Origin of the sequence: Candidatus Mesenet endosymbiont of Agriotes lineatus (assembly GCF_964019585.1) — a bacterium.
Classification (GTDB): domain Bacteria; phylum Pseudomonadota; class Alphaproteobacteria; order Rickettsiales; family Anaplasmataceae; genus Mesenet.
Map to the genome: position 1 here is coordinate 708,863 of NZ_OZ026454.1, position 18,776 is coordinate 727,638.

At 34.6% G+C, this 18,776-nt stretch carries 21 protein-coding genes and 4 pseudogenes; 22 read left to right on the plus strand and 3 right to left on the minus strand.

The window, feature by feature from the left end; genetic code table 11:
* The 3 genes from AACL19_RS03330 to AACL19_RS03340 are packed head-to-tail and all read left to right on the plus strand — an operon-like array spanning position 1 to position 1,681.
* Entirely contained in the window at positions 1 to 807 is an 807-nt protein-coding gene (locus AACL19_RS03330; RefSeq protein WP_339045293.1) for an AAA family ATPase, read from the plus strand.
* 41 nt (positions 808 to 848) lie between these two features.
* Entirely contained in the window at positions 849 to 1,358 is a 510-nt protein-coding gene (locus AACL19_RS03335; RefSeq protein WP_339046601.1) for a hypothetical protein, read from the plus strand.
* The gene (locus AACL19_RS03340; protein ID WP_339045295.1) at positions 1,358 to 1,681 is read left to right on the plus strand and encodes a hypothetical protein; all 324 of its coding nucleotides are present in this window, start codon (positions 1,358 to 1,360) and stop codon (positions 1,679 to 1,681) included. The genes AACL19_RS03335 and AACL19_RS03340 overlap by 1 nt, the downstream gene beginning before the upstream one ends.
* Here AACL19_RS03340 and AACL19_RS03345 read toward each other — a convergent pair.
* Together AACL19_RS03345 and AACL19_RS03350 are read right to left on the minus strand one after the other, a co-directional pair.
* Complete coding sequence (locus tag AACL19_RS03345; RefSeq protein WP_339045296.1) at positions 1,616 to 2,740, minus strand: hypothetical protein; 1,125 nt, start codon at positions 2,738 to 2,740, stop codon at positions 1,616 to 1,618. The genes AACL19_RS03340 and AACL19_RS03345 overlap by 66 nt on opposite strands.
* Positions 2,697 to 3,932: a hypothetical protein gene (locus tag AACL19_RS03350; protein ID WP_339045297.1), complete on the minus strand. Its 1,236-nt coding sequence runs from the start codon at positions 3,930 to 3,932 to the stop codon at positions 2,697 to 2,699. The genes AACL19_RS03345 and AACL19_RS03350 overlap by 44 nt, the downstream gene beginning before the upstream one ends.
* A 155-nt stretch (positions 3,933 to 4,087) precedes the next feature.
* Between AACL19_RS03350 and AACL19_RS03355 the strand changes: the two genes are divergently transcribed.
* From AACL19_RS03355 to AACL19_RS03425, 16 genes and pseudogenes are all read left to right on the plus strand, one after another.
* Positions 4,088 to 4,777, plus strand: a complete 690-nt coding sequence (locus AACL19_RS03355) for a hypothetical protein (RefSeq protein ID WP_339045298.1) — start codon at positions 4,088 to 4,090, stop codon at positions 4,775 to 4,777.
* Between the two features lie 14 nt (positions 4,778 to 4,791).
* Positions 4,792 to 6,706, plus strand: a pseudogene (locus tag AACL19_RS03360) (DUF4815 domain-containing protein).
* Between the two features lie 4 nt (positions 6,707 to 6,710).
* Positions 6,711 to 7,529 carry a hypothetical protein gene (locus AACL19_RS03365; protein ID WP_410519844.1) on the plus strand — a complete coding sequence of 273 codons (819 nt, stop codon included), beginning with the start codon at positions 6,711 to 6,713 and terminating at the stop codon, positions 7,527 to 7,529.
* Between the two features lie 200 nt (positions 7,530 to 7,729).
* Positions 7,730 to 7,891: a hypothetical protein gene (locus tag AACL19_RS07050; protein ID WP_410519845.1), complete on the plus strand. Its 162-nt coding sequence runs from the start codon at positions 7,730 to 7,732 to the stop codon at positions 7,889 to 7,891.
* Position 7,892: 1 nt separating this feature from the next.
* Positions 7,893 to 8,087, plus strand: a complete 195-nt coding sequence (locus tag AACL19_RS03370) for a hypothetical protein (RefSeq protein ID WP_339045299.1) — start codon at positions 7,893 to 7,895, stop codon at positions 8,085 to 8,087.
* Between the two features lies 1 nt (position 8,088).
* Entirely contained in the window at positions 8,089 to 9,132 is a 1,044-nt protein-coding gene (locus AACL19_RS03375; protein ID WP_339045300.1) for a hypothetical protein, read from the plus strand.
* Positions 9,133 to 9,221: 89 nt separating this feature from the next.
* Positions 9,222 to 9,797: a hypothetical protein gene (locus AACL19_RS03380; protein ID WP_339046603.1), complete on the plus strand. Its 576-nt coding sequence runs from the start codon at positions 9,222 to 9,224 to the stop codon at positions 9,795 to 9,797.
* 57 nt (positions 9,798 to 9,854) lie between these two features.
* Positions 9,855 to 10,982 (plus strand): annotated as a pseudogene (locus AACL19_RS03385) (phage tail sheath C-terminal domain-containing protein); the annotation flags it as partial.
* Positions 10,983 to 11,006: 24 nt separating this feature from the next.
* A pseudogene (locus AACL19_RS03390) lies at positions 11,007 to 11,506 on the plus strand (phage major tail tube protein).
* A 36-nt stretch (positions 11,507 to 11,542) separates the two neighbouring features.
* Positions 11,543 to 11,794, plus strand: coding sequence for a phage tail assembly protein (locus AACL19_RS03395; RefSeq protein ID WP_339046433.1), 252 nt, complete (start codon positions 11,543 to 11,545; stop codon positions 11,792 to 11,794).
* Between the two features lie 109 nt (positions 11,795 to 11,903).
* Complete coding sequence (locus tag AACL19_RS03400; protein WP_339046431.1) at positions 11,904 to 14,213, plus strand: phage tail tape measure protein; 2,310 nt, start codon at positions 11,904 to 11,906, stop codon at positions 14,211 to 14,213.
* Entirely contained in the window at positions 14,213 to 14,578 is a 366-nt protein-coding gene (locus AACL19_RS03405; protein WP_339045305.1) for a phage tail protein, read from the plus strand. Before AACL19_RS03400 ends, AACL19_RS03405 begins: the two co-directional genes overlap by 1 nt.
* Positions 14,553 to 14,756, plus strand: coding sequence for a tail protein X (locus tag AACL19_RS03410; RefSeq protein WP_339045306.1), 204 nt, complete (start codon positions 14,553 to 14,555; stop codon positions 14,754 to 14,756). Before AACL19_RS03405 ends, AACL19_RS03410 begins: the two co-directional genes overlap by 26 nt.
* Position 14,757: 1 nt before the next feature.
* Complete coding sequence (locus AACL19_RS03415; RefSeq protein WP_339045307.1) at positions 14,758 to 15,714, plus strand: phage late control D family protein; 957 nt, start codon at positions 14,758 to 14,760, stop codon at positions 15,712 to 15,714.
* A 55-nt stretch (positions 15,715 to 15,769) separates the two neighbouring features.
* Positions 15,770 to 16,300, plus strand: a complete 531-nt coding sequence (locus AACL19_RS03420) for an ankyrin repeat domain-containing protein (RefSeq protein WP_339046605.1) — start codon at positions 15,770 to 15,772, stop codon at positions 16,298 to 16,300.
* A 114-nt stretch (positions 16,301 to 16,414) separates the two neighbouring features.
* Complete coding sequence (locus AACL19_RS03425) at positions 16,415 to 16,642, plus strand: hypothetical protein (protein WP_339045309.1); 228 nt, start codon at positions 16,415 to 16,417, stop codon at positions 16,640 to 16,642.
* Between the two features lie 3 nt (positions 16,643 to 16,645).
* Here AACL19_RS03425 and AACL19_RS03430 read toward each other — a convergent pair whose 3' ends face one another.
* A complete protein-coding gene (locus AACL19_RS03430; protein ID WP_410519869.1) occupies positions 16,646 to 17,170 on the minus strand; it encodes a phospholipase D family protein in 525 nt (174 codons plus the stop codon).
* Between the two features lie 17 nt (positions 17,171 to 17,187).
* Here AACL19_RS03430 and AACL19_RS03435 point away from each other — a divergent pair.
* The 3 genes and pseudogenes from AACL19_RS03435 to AACL19_RS03445 all read left to right on the plus strand — a co-directional run bounded on the left by AACL19_RS03435 (position 17,188) and on the right by AACL19_RS03445 (position 18,735).
* Positions 17,188 to 18,049 (plus strand): annotated as a pseudogene (locus tag AACL19_RS03435) (patatin-like phospholipase family protein).
* Between the two features lie 175 nt (positions 18,050 to 18,224).
* Positions 18,225 to 18,542 carry an ankyrin repeat domain-containing protein gene (locus AACL19_RS03440; RefSeq protein WP_339046429.1) on the plus strand — a complete coding sequence of 106 codons (318 nt, stop codon included), beginning with the start codon at positions 18,225 to 18,227 and terminating at the stop codon, positions 18,540 to 18,542.
* Positions 18,523 to 18,735, plus strand: coding sequence for an ankyrin repeat domain-containing protein (locus AACL19_RS03445; RefSeq protein ID WP_339046653.1), 213 nt, complete (start codon positions 18,523 to 18,525; stop codon positions 18,733 to 18,735). Before AACL19_RS03440 ends, AACL19_RS03445 begins: the two co-directional genes overlap by 20 nt.
* The last annotated feature ends 41 nt before the right edge of the window (positions 18,736 to 18,776 follow it).

Here is an 18,776-nt window from a genome sequence, read left to right on the forward strand (position 1 = left end):
ATGAGACAATTTACTGATTTTAATAGACAAAAAATACCATTCTTCACCGTCAAGGAATACTTAAACGATAAGTCACCAATACCAGCAGATATTATCTCGCCAAGGATCTTAACCCAAAGAGGTTTGTTAGTACTGGGAGGTCCACCTAAAATTGGTAAGAGTGATTTTTTAATTTCTTGGCTAGTACATATGGCCGCTGGAGTTTCTTTTCTTGGAATGACACCAAGTCGACCTTTGAAGATATTTTATTTGCAAACTGAAATTGAATATCCCTACATGAAGGAACGCTTACAACAGCTTAAGCTTGACAAGGATCTTTTAGATATAGCTGCTAATAATTTAATTATTACTCCAAAAGTACACCTGTCATTCAATAGTGAAGAGATAACGCAAATAAAGGAAACTGTAAAAGAACACTTTAGACCTGATATTTTGGCGATTGATCCTCTTCGTAATATCTTTAGCAGTGAATATGGCAATGAAAATGATAATAGCGCCATGTTATTCTTCTTGCAAAGAACTCTTGAAAGTTTACGTAGTGTTGTGAGTCCAGATGCCTGCATGATACTGACCCACCACACAAAGAAATTATCTAAGAAAATGCTCGAAGAAGACCCATTTCAAGGGTTAAGTGGAGCTGGATCTTTAAGGGGATTCTACAGTACTGGCATGGTTATGTTTTCTCAGGATGAAGAGAGTAATGTACGTCAGATAGTGTTTGAACTACGTAATGGTGAACGTGTACCAAGTAAGCTTGTCGATAAAACCTCTGGCTCTTGGCAGCTTATAGAGCAATGGGATCATTAACCTTTTTTTAATTTTAAAATTTAATTCATAGGAGAAATTATATGTTACAAGATCTTTTAACTGACTTCAATACAGCAAAATCACAAAGCAATCTCATTCCTGCAGGTACAATAGCTAAAGTACAAATAGCCATTCAGCCTGGAGGTTATGATGGCGACTGTTGGTTAACTAAAAGTAGGACCACTGGAAATGTTTATCTCAATACTGAATTTATTGTAACTGAAGGTCCATATGCGAAACATAGAATCTATCAAATCATTGGAATTAAAAGTAGCAAAGCAGATGGTGAAGATAGGTGGAGTGAAATGGGACGCTCCATGATTAGAAGTATTTTAGAATCTGCACGTAATATTCATCCGCATGACACCTCAGAGAAAGCAGTTCTTGCTCGTAAGATCAACGCTACTGGTGACTTAAATGGCCTAGAATGCTTAGTAAAGATAGGAATTACAGCTGATGAATATGGAGAGAAGAATAAGATTGCTGCGGTTATAACTCCAGAGCATCGTGCTTACACTGATTTTATCAAAAATTCTCAGGTTAATTGGTAATGAAATACGATGAAGGAAGGTTATGGTCTGCGGTTATTATCCAGGCCATACAAGATCTATTAGGAAAAAATCAAAAGCTAAGAAAAGAAGCGCAAGGATGGATAAATTCTCAATCTTTTGCTATGGTCTGTGATCTTGCCAATCTCGATTTTGAACGGACAAAAAATGCATTGAACAAAATTGGAACAAATAAAGAAGGACTTATAGATTTTTCTTCATCAGAGGTTAAATCATTATTAATTTACAATTTAGATAGACTACTTTCTAAAAATGAGAATAAATGGGTTAAGTCTGTAGCCATATTCCTTACCACTCATTGCTGACCACGGTAAAGTTTGAATAACATCATCTCTTTTTACATTTAACCCTAAGGTTTTAGCTAATTTCTCTGTTATATTTTTCTGCATTCTATTTATTGGTTTACGAATTTGCTGTTCTACATCGAAAATATTTCCTATCCTATTTGCAATTTCCCCAACACTTAAAGCTTTATACTGCTCCTTAGAAATTCCTTCCTTAAAATCTTGCCAAAATTGTTCTAAAAGAATAAAAAATATATTTCCAGATTTTGAGTGTTTATCAATAACTTCTATATTATTAATACAAATGTTATTTCCTTGAATTTGTAGCTGTAAGATTTTCTCTGGTGGAATAGGTTGAGCGTATTGTAGTGGTACATAAGGATAATAATTTAATGCTTGTAAAGAAACGTTAGGTAATAGTTCTGGTATTCCTTTTTCGATTGCTGTGAGTAATATTTCTTTTAAAGTTTTGTACTTACAAATTATATCAGCCATAGAAATAGTATACAAATTTAGTAATAGTTTAAGATCTCTTGTCCCAAGGGTTATTAAAACAGTAGGGTTAATTCTTAATCTATCTGCAGTTAAATATGATGTATCAGTACATAAAACTGGTATAACAATACTAACTATTCTATTTTGAAAACTAATATGGTAAACTCCTGCTTCAGCTTTTTGCCATATTAGACCAGTTAATAGACTTTCAAAATAACTTACTGTTTTTTCTATATTGAGTTTGATAGAAAGTACAAGAGATCTTTGTTTTTTATAAGTATTAGGAAAAATATAACGACCACAATCTTCACAGCTCAAATCATCACAGTCTTCATTAAAGTCATGGGCAATTATAATCTGATTTTTGCAATCAGGATCATATACATCTGGAAAATCAAGATCTAATTCGTTAGCACAAATAACAAAATATGATATTTCAAACTCAATAAATCCAAGCTTACTTAAGTATTTAGCAGCTTCTAAATAGCCCTTCTTAGGATTTATCCAAGATCCATTCATTAATATAGCATTAACTATTTCTCTATTTTGAAAGTGCTTTTGCTTTTGATAAGACAGTAATACCATAAGTATCCTTAATTAAAGATTTAAAATCATCTCGTTCTTTTTTATTAAGTATATGTTCTGAATAATTAATTGCTATGTAGTTTTGGTCTTGTCCATTTATTTGAAAAGATAAGGTGACTTTCTTATTTTGAAATATTACTCTTGCATGTTGAACTAGAGAAACATTATGTAATATACTACCAACAGAAGGTTCTAGCTTCTGTAGCCACTGTTCAATATCATTTGTAGTTAGAGTAATATAGGTTTGAGATGAACTAAATTTTAATTCAAATAGGTTAATATTAGGCACTGACTTGTGTACACATGCATTTAAGAATGTACGTACCTGTGCAACTTCAGTTTGATTATGTGTGTTAATAAATGAACACTCACGTTCAAAATACTGACTTACAATATAATTTGTTATTCTGAGACCTTGACTGATACTTTTAGTACATAAATTTACCTGATTAGCATTAAGAGAGAAATCAATTATAATCCAATCGGGTTTATGACCATGCACTACTTTATTTGAGTTTAAAAGAAAACAAAAGTCACTAGCTCGCCGTATAAAGACATATATACGATTTTGATGGTAGAAGAGACCCTGCAATTGATTTTTTAAACTATCATTACGTCTCGCATCGTCTTCCTTAAGAATTTGCTCTATGATTTCTTGTGAGATAAAATCTTTAAATGGAGTATTGTTTACTTGTCTTGGTACCTTCTGTAAGGTAAAGGCAGTAGAGCCTCTTTTTTGCACCTTATCAAAATGATAAACAGATTTTAATAAAGAATAATTTGTCTGAAATAATAAGAACAGTAAGGATCTTTTATCATATTTAGTATTATTTTTTATTAAATATAGCTCCATAAGCTTTTGAGTAATAGCCAGTCTTGCAACTTCACTAATAGCTGATTCAAGTTTAGTACGATCAAAATAACTAATCAGATAATAGTTAAATAGTACGTCAGAACCATTGGCAATGATTTTACGTTTTTGCTGTACTGACATATTATTATGACTTATATCATCTTCAAATAGTTGCTGCTGATGATTAAAGCAATGCTTAAAGATAATATTTAATTGCTTACCGGTGAGAGAATCAAGCCAGAACTTACGTATTTCTGGATTCTGAAAACGACTAAGTAAGTAGTGGGCGGGAACCTCTAAATCATTTTCCCAGAACTCATAGCTTGGGTAGATATCCATTACCTCTTCAAAGTAGAATAGAGTATATTATATTTAGCATGATAAGTGAGTCAAGTTGCAATAAAAGTTAAATTTAACTAAATTAAATGAAGATTTTTGGACAAAATTTCTCCAAATCTTGTATATAATATATGTAAGGCTTTTAAATCCAATAAATGTCAATCCTCACTGAGTCAGGTCGAGCAGCAATAGCATTAAGTATAAAAGAACAACCCATACATCTTGCCTGGGGCACAGGTGATGCTTCTTGGGAAAGTAACCATAAAGTCGAGAAAACTTTTTTAAAGGGTGAAATCAAGCTTGACCATTACCCAGTTAAAGATGTTAAGGTTTTCAAAGGAGAAGTAATCTATAAACCAAGTGTGGATTATATAGTTGATAGCAGTACTGGTATAATAAAACGTGGAGAAAGTAGTTCCATTTTAAATGATGAGGATGATACTGTAACTTTAGAATACACGCAAAGCACAAAAGCAGAGCCAATCAATTCTACAAAGTTGATAAATGAGGTGGGTAGACGTACGGCTGATGAAGTTATCTTTTGTAGCGGTGATGATGAGGGAGAACTAATTACTCCTACTGGGAGATTTAAGCCTTCTTCTCTGCCAACAGGTAGCTTATATCTTAAATTTACTTTCGATTTTACTGATGCTTGGGATCAAGTGATACGGGAACTTGGAGTTATGGTTGGCACCAAAGTGAAAGAGGTATTACCTCCTGGGCAAAGATATTTTGAACCGCAAGATATTATTGATTCTGGAATTTTGTTGGTACTTGAACACACCGTGCCGCTTATTAGAACTGCTGCTACTCGTGAGACCTTTTCCTTTGTAGTTACTTTTTAAACTCTTTTAGTTTTATGACACTCAATAGTTATTATAATCGTTTCAATCCAGAAAGAAGATATGAACGTAGTCTATTCTTAGCAGGGAGAGGTTTACAATCAGCAGAACTTAATGAGATTCAAGATTATGCTCTCTTTAAACTTAAAGGTATAGGAGACGCTATTTTTAGTGATGGCGATATTATCTCTGGAGCTAATTGCATTATTGATGAGAAGACTGGTAATTTGAGCTTGGTAAAATTTATCTTCGTGGCTCAGTTAGAATAGTTGAAGCTGCAGAGTTTATCATTCCTCTAAGTACTACAGTTCGTATTGGTATTTACTATACTGAATTAACAGTTACAGAACTTGAGGATATAAGTCTTCGTGATCCTGCAGTTGGTACAAGAAATTATCAAGAAGTTGGAGCAGCAAGATTAAAAAGCACTATTGTTTGGGGATATCAAGCGGAGGGCATCACTCAAATTTGGAGTTCTATCCTATTTATCATATTGAAAATGGGATTCTCATTCAGCATTCTCCCCCACCACAAGCAAATATAGTAACCACAGCTCTTGCTCGCTATGATCGTGAAGCTAATGGCTCTTATGTGGTAAATGGCCTTGAGGTAATATTTTTAGCTAGAGAAAATAAAGATGGCAAGAAACAGCAAGTATTCATGATCAGTGAAGGTAAAGCTCATGTTGATGGTTATGAAACTCTTCTACCCCATAGCAAACGTGTTTACTTTGATGAAGATCCAGATATTAAAGCTGTTGCCTCAGAACCTCATACTTTTCAACCCGATAGTAAAAAAGTAATGGAGCTTGTTTTAAATGATTCACCCATCACTGAAATTAAAAAAGTCGATATTACTGTACAAAAAACCATCACCATAACTCATGGCTCATATTCAGGAGCAGTAGATCCTATACCTGACTCAGCTGTGCTTGAGATTATTCAAATAAAGCAGGGGGAGACTGTTTATGAAAATGCTGTAGACTATAAACTCCATGCTGGAGATGTTGATTGGTCATTACCAGGTAAAGAACCAGCACCAGGTAGTAGCTATCAAATCACTTATCGTTGTCGTACTTATGCCTCTCCTCATGATTTAAATGAACAAGGTTGTAAAGTAATTGGAGCAGTTGATGGAACTTTAATCCTGGTTGATTATAGCTGGAAAATGCCAAGATATGATTTAATCACCATCGATAGCAAAGGGGTAATTAGAAGAATAAAGGGCATAGCCCATCCTTGGCAACCATCCATTCCTCAAGCTCCAGTAGGACAACTTGCTCTTAGTTATGTTCAGCAAAAATGGCACGAAAAAGAAAGCCCTAAAGTAATAAATAATGCTATTTATGCCATACCTATGAATGACTTAGAGGCCATGAAAAAAAGTATCAATGATCTTTATGCTCTAGTTGCTGAAGAACGTTTGCGTAGTGATGCGAGTTTAAGAGAGCCTACTGCTAAGAAAGGGGTATTTGTTGATCCTTTTTTTGATGATGATATGCGTGATTTAGGTATTACCCAAACAGCAGCGATTGTAAATAAAGAACTGACTCTACCTATTACTGCTACAGTAGTTAATCTTGAGCAAGCAACAAAGCCTTATCTTCTCCCCTATGAGCTTGAGCCAGTATTAGAACAACTATTACAAACCAAAGAAATGAAAATTAATCCCTATCAAGCCTTTGATCCTGTACCAGCTAAAGCTACAATTAACTTAAGCGTTGATCATTGGACGGAAGTAAAAACTAATTGGCTCAGTTCCATAACTAGTAGATTTAGTGTTAATAACAGCACAGAGCTTGTAAGTAGTAGAAGTAATCAAATTGTCTTTATGCGTCAGGCCACTCAAAGTTTTGAGCTTGAAGGCTTTGTTCCTCATGAAGAACTCAAAGAATTAAGATTTGATTCCATCAGTATTAAACCTGAAGCTTAAAAATATGAATGCAGTTACACCGCTTACAGCTGATAACCAAGGAAAAATAACAGGAAGATTTACCGTACTAAGTAATATTCCCGCGGGAACAAAACTTGTACAATTTTTTGGTAACCAAGGTAGTTACGCTGAAGCAACTTATACCAGTCGTGGAACAATCACTACCGAAGAGAGAAGAAGAGTCATAGCCACTAAACGCATTGATCCTTTGGCTCAGACTTTTACTTTAAATGAAAGCAGACATATTGCTGGTGTAGATTTATGGTTTACAAATAATGGGACAAAACGGGTTGTCCTGCAGATTCGTGAAACTAATATTGGCATACCATCTCAAACTGTTGTTGCTGAAAGTTATATTGAACCACATGATGTTAACACTAATGGTAGTACAACACGTGCTATTTGGCCTCCAGTGTTTTGTGAAGCTGGGCAAGAGTATGCTTTAGTTGTTCTTACTGACGATGCTAATACTGCAGTAAAAATAGCAGAAGTAGGAAAATATGATGCGGTAAATGGTCGCTTTGTTGTCAGTCAACCTTATCAAATTGGGGTATTGCTTTCTTCCAGTAACGCTAGTACTTGGACTCCCCATCAAAACTTGGATTTAACTTTTAGACTTTTAGCAGCAAGGTTTACTGAGAATACCCACACCATTGATCTTGGCAAGATCACTACAGATAAAACTTCAGATCTAATAGTTCTAGCCAATATTGAAAGAGTTGCTTTTGATACTAACGCTGAGGTTTTGTTGACTGATGAGAACGGTGAGGAATATCATTTATCTGACAATTTACCTTTAATACTGCGCTCAATGGAGAACTAAAAGTAGAATTAAAGGATCAGAGAAGAAAAGCCCGGTGCTTTATCCAGGAGTTCATTGGTAATCTTTTAGAGTCTGCAGATTATGTTACCAGAAGTATTCCTGCAGGAGTAGATACTAAGGTCACAGTTACTTATGATGCTGTTCTTCCAGGCACTGCTGATGTTAAAGTTTACCTCCAAAAAGCTGAGGGAGAGTGGCAATTGATTGATTTAACTGCTGGCAAGCCAATAGGTGAATCTCAGGTAGAGAGAACTCATGTGCTGATAAATTTTAATGCAAGTAGTACCAGAATGAAGTTAGTCTTAAGTGGTACAGCACTGTATCGCCCTAAAGTGAGAAATTTGAGAATAGTCATTACATAGTATGCAAGATGATAAAACAGAGCGTGGATACTTATTACCGCACCCGGATAATATTGCTGCTGAGGACGTAGCTCGTATCCGTAACACCATTATGAAAATAGATAAGGATATTAGCTTACAAGAAAGTGAACACTTAAATCTCAAAGATGCTTTTATCCGTTTTAGTTTTGAAACTTTTTTAAATTTATGGAAATAAAATGACCATCGTCAAAGAAGTAGTTAATGCTCTGCAGCAAAGACTTAAGGAATTGTCAATAGATGCTACCCCTGATAAGATAGCCTATTTAGCTAAAGCGTTAGAATCTATAGCGGGACAGAGCACAGTTTTTGATATTGTAAATATAACTGATGAGAAATTAAAAGAACTTCTAGATAGTGCAACGAGTCATTTAAATAAATTAGACACCACTAAAGATAAGGCTTTAACTGCTATTTCTCAGCTGGAAAAACAATCATTAAAAAACATCGATGATAAAAGTATAGAAAGCTTATCATTACTTGATACGAGAAAAGATGCAAATATTGCCGCAATTGATAGTAGTGGGAATCTAGATCAAATTAAGGGGGCAGTTGATGATTTAAGCAAGGAGATAAAAAGCCGTAGTATGATTGCACCTGGATCAGTACCTTTATTATTTGGAATATTAAATAGATATAATGATAATTGGGGATCAAGTAACTTCTCTAGTGAACTTGGCCAATGGTACAGTAGTACAACCGGTGCTAATTACATGCTTGCTTTTCTTGCTGGGGCTCATAAGGAAAGTACTAGATATTGTAGTTTTTATAAGCCGCCACAGCTTTATTTTCTTCAAGGGACAAATGGTACATTTCTTTATAAGGAGATGTATTTGCGTTACGCTGTAAGTACAAACGTGTATCAATATCCATATGCATTACTGGGAGTAATCTTTGTTAAGAACACCAGTAAAGAAGATATAACTCGAACATTAAATTTTACTGGTTCATCAGGATGGAGTTCTGGTTATGAGGGTGCCGGAGTATTTGTTGGTACCCCAGATGCAATCAATCCTAATAAAGAAAAGACTTCAACAGTGACCTGGAAAAATGTGCAAAAGCATAATAGCACAAGTACGGAATTATCAAGCTCGGCTACTATAGTTATTCCGGCGGAGAAAACAGTAGCAATTGTGCTTTATACCTCACCGTATTACTACACTAATACTAGCAGTTATTACGCCCAATTTATGTACTTTGGTATTTATGTAGCAGCTTTTTAACCACTGGGCTTGAGATTGACAGGGAGAGAACACTTCGGGCTTTGCAGTGCCCAGGATTAGAATATGTTTATCAGATTTGGAGCTAGAAAATGCCTATTTATATTCGTTTTGTAAATAATAAACAAGTTGAAACCACTACCCTTGAAAGTAAACCAGAAGATGAGGGATGGCATGAGGCTCCAAGAGATTTTAGTTGGCAAAAAAGCTATTGTTTAACGGAAGGTGGAGAGATTGCACAGTGTAGCGATGAGGATATAAAACTAGAATTATTACAGAATGCTAAATCTGCAGCACTTACAAGTCTTAATATTTACTTCCATAATTATACTGGGCCATATGTGGGTTATTCTCATCACAAAGCCAAATCATATGATATTCAAGCTCAAGCTGCAGGAAATATTCTCAAGGCAGAGGAAACAAAGCAACCTTTAAATAATCAAGATACAGAAATTATTGCACCTTTAGCTAAAGTACGTGACATATCGATAGTTGAGATGGCCAAGCTGATTCAAGAAAGGGTAAACCAAGCGATAAAGGCCATAATAAAATGTGAAGAGCTTGAAAGCTTAGCAAGAAAAAAATTAAAGAAGCTAAAACTGACCAGGAGCTACAAAACATTCTCAATGATTTTATTAAAGAAACTCAAGCTTCTTAAAAAAGGATAAATATATATGAATGACCAATTCTTCCATGGGTTGTTGAGATAACCTCAGGTCCAAGGTACCAATAAATCAGCAGTAATTGGCGTTATTGGTACTGCTCCAGACAGCGATAGTAATGTATTTCCATTGAACAAACCATCACTGATTGCAGGAAGCTTAAAAGAAGCAGCTAAACTTGGTAAGAAGGGTACTCTTCCTGCAGCTATCAATGCAATCTTTGCACAAATTGGAGCAACGGTAGTAGTTATTAGGGTTGAGGAGGGTAAAAATAGTGATCCTCTTTTAAAAGATGGCGAAACACTTAAAAATATTATCGGAGGAATAGATAAAAAAACCGGAGAATATCAAGGTATAGAAGCTTTCTTAAGTAGTGAAACATGTGACTCCAAGAATACTGGTTGCTCCTCATTTTACTCAGCAGTTATCTAAAACAGAGTCAAATACTGAAAAACCTAAAAATCCAGTAATTAGTGCTCTAATCCCCATAGCTGAGAAGCTAAGAGCAATTATAGTTGCTGACGGCCCCAATACTAATGATGAAGAGGCAGTTAAATATCGCAAAAGTATTGGCAGTAGCAGAGTTTATGCAGTTGATCCTTGGGTTAAAGTTTTTATTGATAGTAAAGAAGAAATTTTACCTACAAGCCCATTTGTTGCTGGACTTATTGCTAAAGTTAACAATGAACTTGGGTTTTACCTTCAAATCAAGAGATAAATGGTACTTTTGGCACGAGTCGAGCTATAGATTTTACTTTAGGTGATTTAAACTCTCGAGCTAATTACTTAAATGAGAATGAAGTTGCAACCATTATTCACCAAAACGGCTATAGATTATGGGGAAACAGAACCTGCTCCTCTGATCCTAAATGGGCATTTTTATCGGTAAGACGAACAGCGGATTTAATCAATGATAGTGTTCTGCGTGCTCATCTTTGGGCAGTTGATCGTAACATTAGTAAAACCTACATTGATGATGTTATTGAAAGTGTGAACTCTTATTTAGCACATTTAAAGGCACAAGGAGCAATTCTTGCTGGTAAGTGTTATCCTTCACCAGAGCTTAATACTCCTGCAAACATTACAAGTGGCAGGGTTTACTTTGATTTTAAGTTTACTCCATCTTATCCAGCTGAGCAGATAACGTTCCGTTCGTACTTAGCTGATAGCAATATAAAAGAGATATTTTAAAATTTAAATAGGGGGATAAATTTTATGTTACCGAAAATTTTAAAAAACTTTAATGTCTTTGTTGATGGTCGAGGTTATGCTGGTCGCATTGATGAGCTCACTTTACCTAAACTTACTATCAAAACTGAAGAATATAGAGCTGGAGGGATGGATATCCCAGTAAGTATTGATATGGGGATGGAAAAGCTTGAAGCTGAGCTTACTTTTGCTGAGTATGACACTGAGCTTTTTAGACTTTTTGGTTTAACAGATGGCAATTCAGTACCTTTAACCTTAAGGGGAGGACTCCAAGGAAGTGGTAATAATAATATTGAAGCAGTGGTGATCAATTTACGAGGTACCTTTAGAGAACTTGATTTTGGTAATTGGAAACCTGGAGAACTCTTAAATGTATGGTCAATGCTCACTATTACAAACTTACCATAGGAGGCAAAGAACTCATTGAAATCGATGCTGAGAATATGATGCGTAAGATCAACGGTGTCGATCAGATGACTCTACTGCAAACGGCTTTAGGGCTGTAAATATACTAAAACATTAATTTAATTACAGGAGATAATATGAATACAATATTACTTAATGAACCTATTACTGCCAATGGCTCTGTTATTTCTGAGCTTACTCTTAGACGGCCAAAAGTGCGGGATTACTTAGCTATAGATCGTCTTGATGGTAGTGATTTGGCAAGAGAAGTGGCTTTAACTGCTAACCTTGCTTCTGTTACCAGGGAAGCCATAGAAGAGTTAGATATTACTGATTACGTTAAGGTACAGGAAGTGTTAAAAGGTTTTTTTCCGTCACAAAGGACTTAAGGTTAAATGTACTATTGCTTAGTTCTGTTATAGGTGGCGGGATTGAGCAATTTCTAGATATGGAAATAGAAGAATTCATTCTTTGGTTTAAAGTAGCAAGGGAAATTAAATGTCAACACTTTCAATAAAAATCGGCGCAGTACTGGATGGTAGCTTTAGTAGTACTATGACTGGAAGTACAGCTCAGCTTTCTCGTCTTGGCAGTACAATCAGGCAACTTGACTTATCAATGCAATCAGTATCTAAGTTTAAGCAATTAACTCGTGACTCATTGACTGCCAAAAAATCCTGGAAAGATTTAGAAGGACAAGTAAAATCCTTAGCTAAACAGATAAAACTAACCGAAAAACCAAGTAAAGCTCTGCAAACAGAATTTAATAAGATTAAGTTATCGACATCTAAGGCAAAAGCAGCTTATTTGCACAAAAGAGAAGCCCTCTACCAATTAAATCTAGAAATAAGAAAAAGTGGCCAGAATATAGAGTCTCTGGTTCGTAGTCAACTTAAACTCGGAGCATCAGCTGAAAAGCTAAAAAGCCGTTATCATGCACTTGGTTCAGTTATAAAAAAACAGCAAGAGGTTTTAGCACAGAGAGCAAACCTTAGATCTCAAATGGTAGATGCCATAGCATTAGGGGTAACACTTGCAGCACCACTAAAAGTTGCTATTGATTTTGAATCTGCTATGGCTGATGTTAAGAAGGTGGTAGAATTTACTCCTAATACAAGCGAAGCTACTGATTTTGCTAATAAGCTAAAAGAAATGTCACGTACTATACCTTTATCAGCAGCAGAACTTGCCCAAATCGCTGCTAGTGGTGGTCAGCTTGGTATTGCAAAAGAAGATCTCACTAAATTTACAGATACAGTAGCTAAAATGGCTACCGCATTTGATATGACGGCAGAAGAAGCGGGTGATGCCATTGCTAAACTCTCCAATGTTTATAATATTGGCATTGATAAAATGGGTAAAGTTGGTGATGTAATAAACCATTTATCTGATAATACTGCAGCCAAAGCCAGAGAAATGGTGGCAACTTTAAATATAATTGGTGGTACAGCAAAACAGTTTGGCTTGGACGTTACTCAAGCAAGCAGTTTAGCTAATAGCTTTATTAGTTTAGGTAAACAACCAGCTAAAGCGGCAACAGCAATAAATGCTATGCTCAGTAAACTCCAAACTGCAGGAGAGCAAAGTAGTGAGTTCCAAGAGACATTAGAGGAAATGGAGTTAAGCGTAGAAGAGCTTGAAGAAGCCATCAAATCTAATGCCCAAGGAGCACTGATGAAATTTCTTGCAGCACTAGAGAAAATAGATAGCCAGGAACGTTCTAAAATCTTATACAAGCTCTTTGGCCTTGAGTATCAAGATGATATTGCCCTGCTAGTTGGTAGTTTAGATAAGTATAAAAAAGCTATAGAGCTGGTTGCTCAAGAAAGAGATTATGAAAATTCTATGCAGAAAGAGTTTGATAATCGTGCAAGTACTACAGCCAATAATCTACAATTGCTTAAAAATTCAATGGCTGAAGTTGGTATGAATTTAGGTGCAGTTATGCTCCCTACTTTAAATACAATCACTGGAGCTTTAAAAGCTATATCTACCAGCATAGCTCAATTTGCAGAGAGATATCCCAAAATAACTACAGCAGTGGTGGGAGTTACTACTGCTCTGATTGGTTTTAAAATAGCAGCAGTAGGACTAGGTTATGCCCTCACTTTTATTAAAGGTGGAGCTTTAGCACTAGTAGCTATTATGCATGGACCGCTTACTCTAGCATTTACTAAATTAGCTTCATCGGTATTTCCAGCAGTAGTTTTAGGACTAAAAACCATAGCACTAGCTGTGATCAGTAATCCTATAGGTATAGCAGTTGCAGGACTTGTAACTGGTGCAGCTCTTATAATTAGCAATTGGGAAAAGGTGAAAAGTTTCTTTGCTAGTTTTTGGGAGTATATTAAATCAATTATAAAACCCATTGGTGAGGCTTTTGCTTGGATAAGCAATACTGCTATTTCTCCACTTAAGAATACTGTTTCACTATTTAAGAAGAAGTCTGCTCAAAACACTATTTTAAAGAGTGTATATTCCCCTTTAAGTAGCAGCACATCAAAAGAGTTTTCTAAAAATAATACTCTTAAGAATTTTAAGGTAAATAGCGTTATTGAAGAGAAAAAGTTTGCTGAGAGTAACTCTAAAGACGATACTGACAAGATATTTAAAGAGTTTATCAAGAGTAAATTTGAAAATAAGGAAGAGAAAACCTTCAATAAAACTCAACATATTACTAATAATTATAATATCAGTATTAAAGCAGAGCCTAATCAAGATACTTGTAGTCTTGCTGATGAAGTTATAAGAAGAATAAGAGAACAAGCACGTGGCGCCCTTTTTGATATAGTAGAAGAGGTTTATTAATGCTGTCACTTGGACCATATAAATTTTTACCAACAAGCTTACGATACTATAAAGAGCAAAGATGGCATGCAGTTGAGTGCATCGGTCAAATATCATTACAAAATATTGGTTCAGGGGTAGAACATATTGATTTGGAAGGAATAATCTATCCGCAGCTGCATTTTAATGATCTAATTAATATGAGAGAGTCATGGGTAAAGCAAATACCCCATATCTTAGCCCAAGCTTCAGGGTTTATCTTTGGGCATTTTGTTATTACTCATATAGAAGAAAGGCAAAGATTCTTTCTCCCTTCTGGTTTGCCAAGAAAGATTGAATTTAGCTTAAGTTTAAAACGTTATGTATTACCATACTCAAGAGAATGAAGTTTTAGATTATATCTGTCATCAACATTATGGCTTTACTTCTGGAGCTGTGGAAAAAGTGTTAGAGGAAAATCCTGGACTTGCAGAATATGGTAGTTTTTTGCCCGCAGGACTTAAGATTAAGTTGCCTAAGCTTGAGAAGATGTTACAAAAGTCCATTGTAAGAATTTTAGATTAAAATGATACCTGATTTTAATATAATCACAGGAGAAAGCTTTGTTATAGAGAATTTGAAAAATAGGTTAATATCGCTGCGTATTACTGATGAACTTGGCACTACCAGTGATGAAGCTGAGATATGTTTTAATTATGAAAATGGTGCTTTAGAGTTTGCAGGTAATTTAAAGGTATTTCTTGGATATAAGGAGACAGGGTTATTTCCCATGGGAGTTTATGTAGCCAATGAAGTAATAATACAAAGTCCACCACAAACAGTAAGGATTAAAGCTCATGTTGCTAATTTAAAGAAGTCTTTAAAAGAACAGGTATCAAAACAGTGGCATCAGATTACTTTAGGTGATTTAGTAGAACAAATAGCACAAAAGCATGGTTATGGAGCTAAAGTTGCTACAGAGTTCAAAGATATCTTAGTGCGGCATACTTATCAAATCAATGAGAGTGATATGAGTTTTTTAACTAAAATAGCTAGAGAACATGGAGCAATAGTTAAGCCTATAGGTGGATATATAATCTTTGTCTCTAAAGGAAAGTCAAAATCAGTATCAGGGAAAACTTTAGAAGCAATAGCTATCACCCCTCAAGATGTAATTAACTGGCAAGCATGTTTTACTGTACGCAATCGTTATAATTCTGTGATAGCAAAATGGTATAATTACGAAAAGGGAGAAACTATTTCAGAAACAGCTGGAGTTGGTAGTCCAAGTTATGTCATGCGGGAAGTTTACTCAAGCTCAGAATTAGCACTAGGTGCAGCTCAAGCAAAATTAAAACAACTAAGGCGTAGCACAGCAACCTTAGATATAACTATACCAGGTAATCCTCGAGTTTTTACTGAAGCTAGACTTAATCTTGCAGAATTTGGCAAAGAAATAGATGGTACGTGGATGATAAACAAAGTAGAACATACTTTAAATAGCAGAGGTTATCTTACTGCATTAGTGGCATCTAACAAATAAAAGGGTTAAGAAAAATTAAATAAATTATCTATTTAATGTAGAAAAAATGTTAAATATGAACAAGCCGAATAAAAATGTAAAAAACAGTCTAAACCTTATATGGCTTGTAGTAACAGTAATATGTGTTTTTATTACTTATTATTGCATGAAAGTAAAAGCTACCAACAATTATGAACAAATATTGCAAGTTGCTGCAGAAGGTTGTAATCTAGAAATCACAAAATTCTTAGTACAGGATATACTAGACATAAATAGTACTTCAAGTGTTAGTTCAAAAACACTAATTCATTCTGCAAGAGGAGGGTGTTTGGAAATTATAAAGTTTTTTGTAGAGAAAGGGGTAGATATTAACGCTACAAATGGCAGTACAAGCAAAAGAATAGCCTTACACCATGCTGCGTATGTAGGTCGTTTAGAGATTGTTAAACTTTTATTAAAAAAAGGAGCAAATCCTAACGTGAGAGATAACGACGAAAAAAATCCTAGAGATATGGCCGTAATAGAATCACGACATAATAAAGATAAACCCTACAATGAGATTATAAGTCTGCTTTATAACGCAGACAAGCAATACAAATTTGAATAATAGTCTACTGAGCAAAAGAGGATAATATATATACTAACATTCTAGTCTTACTAAACCCATTTTAACCAAAAAACTTTAATCAAAATTTAAACCATTTTAGCAATGAGGAGAAGCATGAAAAACCAAACTATAGGAAAAATCCCAATAGCAGTAATTATAACAATGGTAATACAAACAGTGGCAACAATCTGGTGGCTCGCAAAGCTTGATTTTCGAGTACACATGCATGATAAATTAATTGAACATGGATTAATAGAAAAAGTATTGATACTTGAGGAAAGAGTAAAAAACCTCTCTGAAGAATTAGATGAGTTTAAAATTCAAATTTCTAGCTCAAGGTAATAATTATTCTTTTCCAGCTGGTGTATAAGGATTAGACTGCAATTGGCGCTCCTTCCAATTTTCTACATATTTTTCAGTTAATGCATGATTGCCTGTAATAATCAATAAATTTTCAGCATTCCTTAATTCAGCAGATGCAGTAAAATTGAATGACCCCGTTATGATTTTTTGATTATCAATAATAATAACTTTATTGTGCGATATTTCTGGTTTAAGGTCAATCCATATTGGTATTTCTTGTTTAAACAGTTCATTGATAACGCTATATTTTGAGTGAATTTGTGTTTTATCTAAAATTACTTTAACGTCAACACCTCGATTTTTCGCTTTAATTAAAGACTCTGTAATTGGCTTAGAAGTAAATGTGTAGGCCTGAACCAATATGGACTTTTTAGAATGATCTATTGTACTAATTATCTGCTCAGTACATTTTTCTCCGGGTGTAAAACAGACCGTAATTCTTGGGCAAAGTGGAGATATAAAGTCTATACACCCAGATAAAGATAAACACGTTAATAAAATCAACAAATATCTAGTATTTAGCAATGTCAAAATATATCCTCTCAGTTGATGGTGGTGGGATCAGAGGTATTATCCCTGCTACTGTTCTTGCAGAAATAGAAAAGAGAACAAGAAAGCCAATAGCTCAAATATTTGATTTAATTGCTGGTACTTCAACCGGTGGCATTGTTGTTGCTGGGTTATGCAAGAAAGATGATCAACTAAATATTCTGCTCAAGATTTTTTATCAAAAGTATGGATCTTATATCTTTAGATCCTTCTTTTTAAGAAAAGCAATTGCTTGGTTTAATGGTGCAGAGTACTCATATAAGAATCTTGAACATGTTCTAACTGGGTATTTTGGTGAGGATACTTTGAGCAATACTTTAAGTAATCTCCTGTTAACTAGCTACGATATAGATAATCATTGTCCTTTCTTCTTTAAAAACTGGCGAGAGGATAGAAATCTTATCAAGTTAAAAGATGCTTTAAGAGCTACAACTGCAGCACCCACTTACTTTACCCCTAAACATCTTAAAATTAATCAAATAAATAGAGTACTGATTGATGGGGGAATCTTTGCCAATAATCCTGCTGCCTGCGGATATGCTAGTGGCAAGAGGTTATTTCCAAATGATGACATAACTATTCTATCTCTTGGTACAGGTACATTAGAAAGAACCATAAAATATAGTAGCTCAAAAAGATTAGGCAATGGGTTAAGCCTTTACTGGATATTATGTTTGGCTTGATGCTGTTGATTATCAACTGGGTGAAGTAATGGGAGATAAGTATATAAGAATACAATCTCAATTAAAAATTGCATCAGCTGAGATAGACAATACTACTGCCAAAAATATCAAGGACTTAAAAAAAGAAGCCCAGATGAAGAATTTTGTCAGATAGTAGCATAAATATTATAGATTTTTACTAAATCCAGCACCAGAAGTTTTTTAAATGTTTACTAAATACTTTCTCGTATAAAGAGTATTTCTCTTAAACATTTCTCTTGCTAAATATTAATACTATCCTAACCCTGAAGAGCACATACTTTATTATATAACGCTCTATGGAGGTCAGTATGGGGATTGATAAGGATTTAAATGCTATAGCGAGAAAAGTTAATAAAGGTAAATATATTAACTCATTATTATACCCTCTGGTTAATAGTATACTTGGTTTAAAAATGTTTCATCTGGCTGCTAAATATAATTGGAAAGGTATATTAGAATTTTTAGTAAAAAAAGGCATTAAGGTTAATGTTAGAGATAGAAACGGCAACATCGCTTTACATTTTGCTAGTAAAAATGGCCATTTAAATATTCTTTTAAACCTGGCTATGAAGAAATTGTTGATAAAAAATGGTGCAGATATGAGGACTGCTAGCTTATACATTTAGCAGCAAAAATAATGAAATTCTGAAGATGCTCATAAAAAGTGGTGGATATGTTGATGTAATAGATAAAGATCTAAATACACCCCTGCACATTGCAGTTTTAAATAATTGTGAAAACGTTGTAGAGATTCTATTACAAAATAATGCTAACGTTAATGCGCAAGGAGAATATGACTTTACATCTTGCAGTAATTAAAAAAGAATCGTTGAATTATTACTAAGCAAACATTTATTTAG

Excerpts from the sequence above, each read along its gene's own strand:
- AACL19_RS03330 (WP_339045293.1), top strand. The coding sequence starts at position 1 with ATGAGACAATTTACTGATTTTAATAGACAAAAAATACCATTCTTCACC.
- AACL19_RS03335 (WP_339046601.1), top strand. The coding sequence starts at position 849 with ATGTTACAAGATCTTTTAACTGACTTCAATACAGCAAAATCACAAAGC.
- AACL19_RS03340 (WP_339045295.1), top strand. The coding sequence starts at position 1,358 with ATGAAATACGATGAAGGAAGGTTATGGTCTGCGGTTATTATCCAGGCC.
- AACL19_RS03345 (WP_339045296.1), bottom strand. The coding sequence starts at position 2,740 with ATGGTATTACTGTCTTATCAAAAGCAAAAGCACTTTCAAAATAGAGAA.
- AACL19_RS03350 (WP_339045297.1), bottom strand. The coding sequence starts at position 3,932 with ATGGATATCTACCCAAGCTATGAGTTCTGGGAAAATGATTTAGAGGTT.
- AACL19_RS03355 (WP_339045298.1), top strand. The coding sequence starts at position 4,088 with ATGTCAATCCTCACTGAGTCAGGTCGAGCAGCAATAGCATTAAGTATA.
- AACL19_RS03365 (WP_410519844.1), top strand. The coding sequence starts at position 6,711 with ATGAATGCAGTTACACCGCTTACAGCTGATAACCAAGGAAAAATAACA.
- AACL19_RS03370 (WP_339045299.1), top strand. The coding sequence starts at position 7,893 with ATGCAAGATGATAAAACAGAGCGTGGATACTTATTACCGCACCCGGAT.
- AACL19_RS03375 (WP_339045300.1), top strand. The coding sequence starts at position 8,089 with ATGACCATCGTCAAAGAAGTAGTTAATGCTCTGCAGCAAAGACTTAAG.
- AACL19_RS03380 (WP_339046603.1), top strand. The coding sequence starts at position 9,222 with ATGCCTATTTATATTCGTTTTGTAAATAATAAACAAGTTGAAACCACT.
- AACL19_RS03395 (WP_339046433.1), top strand. The coding sequence starts at position 11,543 with ATGAATACAATATTACTTAATGAACCTATTACTGCCAATGGCTCTGTT.
- AACL19_RS03400 (WP_339046431.1), top strand. The coding sequence starts at position 11,904 with ATGTCAACACTTTCAATAAAAATCGGCGCAGTACTGGATGGTAGCTTT.
- AACL19_RS03405 (WP_339045305.1), top strand. The coding sequence starts at position 14,213 with ATGCTGTCACTTGGACCATATAAATTTTTACCAACAAGCTTACGATAC.
- AACL19_RS03410 (WP_339045306.1), top strand. The coding sequence starts at position 14,553 with ATGTATTACCATACTCAAGAGAATGAAGTTTTAGATTATATCTGTCAT.
- AACL19_RS03415 (WP_339045307.1), top strand. The coding sequence starts at position 14,758 with ATGATACCTGATTTTAATATAATCACAGGAGAAAGCTTTGTTATAGAG.
- AACL19_RS03420 (WP_339046605.1), top strand. The coding sequence starts at position 15,770 with ATGAACAAGCCGAATAAAAATGTAAAAAACAGTCTAAACCTTATATGG.
- AACL19_RS03425 (WP_339045309.1), top strand. The coding sequence starts at position 16,415 with ATGAAAAACCAAACTATAGGAAAAATCCCAATAGCAGTAATTATAACA.
- AACL19_RS03440 (WP_339046429.1), top strand. The coding sequence starts at position 18,225 with ATGGGGATTGATAAGGATTTAAATGCTATAGCGAGAAAAGTTAATAAA.